Origin of the sequence: Pseudomonas sp. A-R-19 (assembly GCF_019956575.1) — a bacterium.
Classification (GTDB): domain Bacteria; phylum Pseudomonadota; class Gammaproteobacteria; order Pseudomonadales; family Pseudomonadaceae; genus Aquipseudomonas.
In genome coordinates, this window is sequence record NZ_JAHBDR010000012.1 from 1 (window position 1) to 3,799 (window position 3,799).

Annotated in this window: 3 protein-coding genes and 1 pseudogene; all 4 read left to right on the top strand. The window is 56.7% G+C overall.

Going from position 1 to position 3,799, the window contains the following annotated elements; genetic code table 11:
* Nucleotides 1–242, top strand: a pseudogene (locus KGA88_RS01020) (phospholipase); the annotation flags it as partial.
* Nucleotides 242–1,522, top strand: a complete 1,281-nt coding sequence (locus KGA88_RS01025; protein ID WP_223588291.1) for a sel1 repeat family protein — start codon at nucleotides 242–244, stop codon at nucleotides 1,520–1,522. The pseudogene KGA88_RS01020 and the gene KGA88_RS01025, both read left to right, overlap by 1 nt.
* A gap of 86 nt (nucleotides 1,523–1,608) precedes the next feature.
* Nucleotides 1,609–2,349, top strand: a complete 741-nt coding sequence (locus tag KGA88_RS01030; RefSeq protein ID WP_411740825.1) for a phospholipase D-like domain-containing protein — start codon at nucleotides 1,609–1,611, stop codon at nucleotides 2,347–2,349.
* Nucleotides 2,350–2,435: 86 nt separating this feature from the next.
* Nucleotides 2,436–3,629: a DUF6396 domain-containing protein gene (locus KGA88_RS01035; RefSeq protein ID WP_317851647.1), complete on the top strand. Its 1,194-nt coding sequence runs from the start codon at nucleotides 2,436–2,438 to the stop codon at nucleotides 3,627–3,629.
* Nucleotides 3,630–3,799: the final 170 nt, after the last annotated feature.

Consider the following 3,799-nt stretch of genomic DNA (forward strand, 5'->3'; position numbering starts at 1 on the left):
TGCAGGTGGATAGCGAGCTGAACATTGCTCATGAGTGGGCCAGTGTGACGCAGGCGATGCGACGGCGGTTGTGGGAGATGCATACGAATGGATTGGGCGCACAAGATGACCCGAAAAAGGCGTTCAAAGCTTGGGAAGAAATCATCAATCGGAATATAGGTCTTCAATCAAAACAGTTGACTCCCTACGCCCCCCTCGTCGAGTTCTATTTCGGCGAATCCGACCTGTCGGACCTCGACTAATGCGCAGGCTCTTGTTGCTGACATGTCTGCTGCTGGTCGCCTGCGATACCAGTAATCCTACTTCTACCTCGACCAAGGAAACGCCCTTGAACCCTTTAACTGAAGTCAAGGCCAAGCTGGCCTTCAGATGTGTACACGAGCAGATCCCTGCGACCTCCGCCGAGGCCGATGTGCTGTTCCATTACGCGCGCTGGCTGCAAAAGAACAACCAGCTCAAGCAGGACAAGGCTGTTGATGCAGAGATCGAGCGCTTGTTCCGCATCGCCAGTGAGAACGGCCATTACAAGGCCAATATCAATCTGCAGAATGGTGCCATGCGCGGTACTTTCAAACTCCGAGGTGAGGAGCATTTGCGCATGAGTGAGCAACTGATCAACGCCGGAGTGGCAACGGGATATTACTTTGTCGGCATCTTCCTGCAGAACGGTTCGGCGGGGCTGCAGAAAGATCACGAAATAGCGTTGCGTTACTACCGTAAAGCCGCCGATGAAGGTAATCCGCTAGCTCAAGCCTATGTCGCAGACAAGTTGGCGCCGATCAACATTGCCCCGGACGTTGCCCGGCAAATGCGCCGTTGCGCGGCCGAGCAGGGGCACGGTGATGCAGCCTCCGACCTAGGTGTTGATCTGTCGACAGATGGTCATTATCAAGAAGCACTTGATGGATTCCAACTTGGCGTTGCGGCCGGTGACAGCACTTCGGCGTCTTTTTTGAGCGAGGGCTTCCGTGGTCCGGAGCCGGATGATCGGTTGTACTACCTGGGCCAACAGGAAGACCTCGAACGCGCCGATCGCTACAAAAAAATCTGGAAAATCCTCTCGGGCTATTCTTACGCCAATCCCAAAGTCCCCGAGATCAACGAAATCGTCCCACTGCCACCCGCGCCGTTGCCATCCTGGGACGGTAAGCTCCAATGGCTCGAAGAACGCCTGGCCAATGTCCCCCCTGAAAAACCCAGCGAAGCGCTAATCAACCAACTGGCCAAAGCCAAGCTTCTCGACCCGGCCACGGGGCAGGGTCTACCGGGATCGCCTGCATTCAGCCAATCTCATTTGTCGGCACCGAACTGCCATAGCGGCCAAGCCTGTCCGGTGAGTGGATACTGGAAGGTGGGCTGGCTTCCCCGCCACCACTCAGTAGACAGGAGCGTCGCTCGGTATTTCGAACAGGGCGAGATCTTGCCGACACAACTGGTCCAGCGCTACCAGATGCGCACTTGGCCCTTTTCCGACAGGATCACACGACACGAACAAGCGGTTGAATGGTACCTGCTCGGGTGACGCGTCAATATCGCGCCGTGTCGCTATTAAGGTGCACGCCTCGGGCCGGGCGCGACCCCGCCATACATGGCCCCTTGCACCTGTTTGTGATCACCAACGCAAGCAAGGGCGGCATAGGCTCCGGCACCGTGAACACCCAGCGCATGCTGGAAAGCCTCGGGCATGGTCATACCATGCCAAAAATCACCGAGCTACGGCGCACCGAACAGGCAAAAGCGCAGGCTGCCGCACTGGAAACCAGCTTTGGCGAACGCCTGGAACGTCAGGCGTTGCTCATGCTGACGGGCCTTACCGACGCGATGGGAGGAACCGATCTCAGCGATAAAGCCAGGGAAGCTCAACGGGACAGTGCTTCGGACAACAAGTGGCGGCAGGCAGTGCTCAGTGATGAAATCACGGCAATTGAGCGAGATGCTTTCGTTCGTCCTCCGGAGTTGCCCGGTCTGAAAGTCCACGTGTGCTCGCTGGTCGCCCCCGATTCGCCGGCGGGTAAGGAATGGATGCCGGTGTACATCCACTCCAAGCTGATGATCGTCGACGATGTGTTCACCACTCACGGCTCGGCCAACATCAATACCCGCAGCATGCAGGTGGATAGCGAACTGAATATTGCTCATGAGTGGGCGAGTGTGACGCAGGCGATGCGACGGCGGTTGTGGGAGATGCATACAGATAAAAAGGGGGCGCAGGACAATCCGGAATGGGCCTTCAAGGCTTGGCAGAAGATCATCAAACGGAACAAACGGCGCCAAAAAGCCCAAGCGTCGCCCATGGCTCCCCTCGTTGAGTTCTATTTCGGCGAATCCGACGTGTCGGACCTCGATTGATGCGCCGGATCTTGTTGCTCTCATATCTACTGCTGGTCGCCTGCGATACCAGTAACCCTACTTCTACTTCGACCAAGGAAACGCCCTTGAACCCTTTAACTGAAGCCAAGGCCAATATGGCCTTTACCTGTATGCACGAGCAGATTCCCGCGCCATCCACCGAGGCCGATGTGCTGTTCCATTACGCGCGCTGGTTGCAAAAGAACAACCAGCTCAAGCAAGACGAAGCCGTCGATGTGCAAATCGAGCGCCTGTATCGCATCGCCAGTGAGAACGGACATTACAAAGCCAATATCAACCTGCAGAACGGTGCGATGCGCGGTACTTTCAAACTCCGGGGTGAAGAGCATTTGCGCATGAGTGAGCAACTGATCAACGCGGGAGTCGCGACGGGATATTACTTTGTCGGCATTTTCCTGCAGAACGGTGCGGCCGGGCTGCAGAAAGATCACGAAATGGCGTTGCGTTACTACCGTAAAGCCGCCGATCAGGGAAGTGCGCTAGCCCAATTCTATGTAGGGGACAAAATCGAACCTATCGATATTGCCCCAAAAGTTGCACTTCAGATGTACCGCTGCGCCGCCGAGCAAGGAAATGGAAAGGCAGCGACAAGTCTGGGGGTGTATTTGTCTGAAGTTGGCCAGTATCAGGAAGCGTTAGAAGCTTTCCAATTGGGCGTAGCAGCCGGTGATGAAACAGCAGCAGGCTTTTTGGATGACGGATTTCGTGGCCCGGAACCAACCGATGAGCTGGATTACCTTGGTCAACTTGAAGACCTCGAACGCGCCGATCGCTACAAAGTAATCTGGAAAATCCTCTCGGGCTATTCTTACGCCAATCCCAAAGTCCCCGAGATCAACGAGATCGTCCCGCTTCCACCCGCCACGTTGCCCACCTGGGACGGCAAGCTCCAATGGCTCGAAGAACGCCTGGCCAATGTCCCCCCTGAAAAACCCAGCGAAGCGCTAATCAACCAACTGGCCAAAGCCAAGCTTCTCGACCCGGCCACGGGGCAGGGTCTACCGGGATCGCCTGCATTCAGCCAATCTCATTTGTCGGCACCGAACTGCCATAGCGGCCAAGCCTGTCCGGTGAGTGGATACTGGAAGGTGGGCTGGCTTCCCCGCCACCACTCAGTAGACAGGAGCGTCGCTCGGTATTTCGAACAGGGCGAGATCTTGCCGACACAACTGGTCCAGCGCTACCAGATGCGCACTTGGCCCTTTTCCGACAGGATCACACGACACGAACAAGCGGTTGAATGGTACCTGCTCGGGTGACGCGTCAATATCGCGCCGTGTCGCTATTAAGGTGCACGCCTCGGGCCGGGCGCGACCCCGCCATACATGGCCCCTTGCACCTGTTTGTGATCACCAACGCAAGCAAGGGCGGCATAGGCTCCGGCACCGTGAACACCCAGCGCATGCTGGAAAGCCTCGGGCATGGTCAT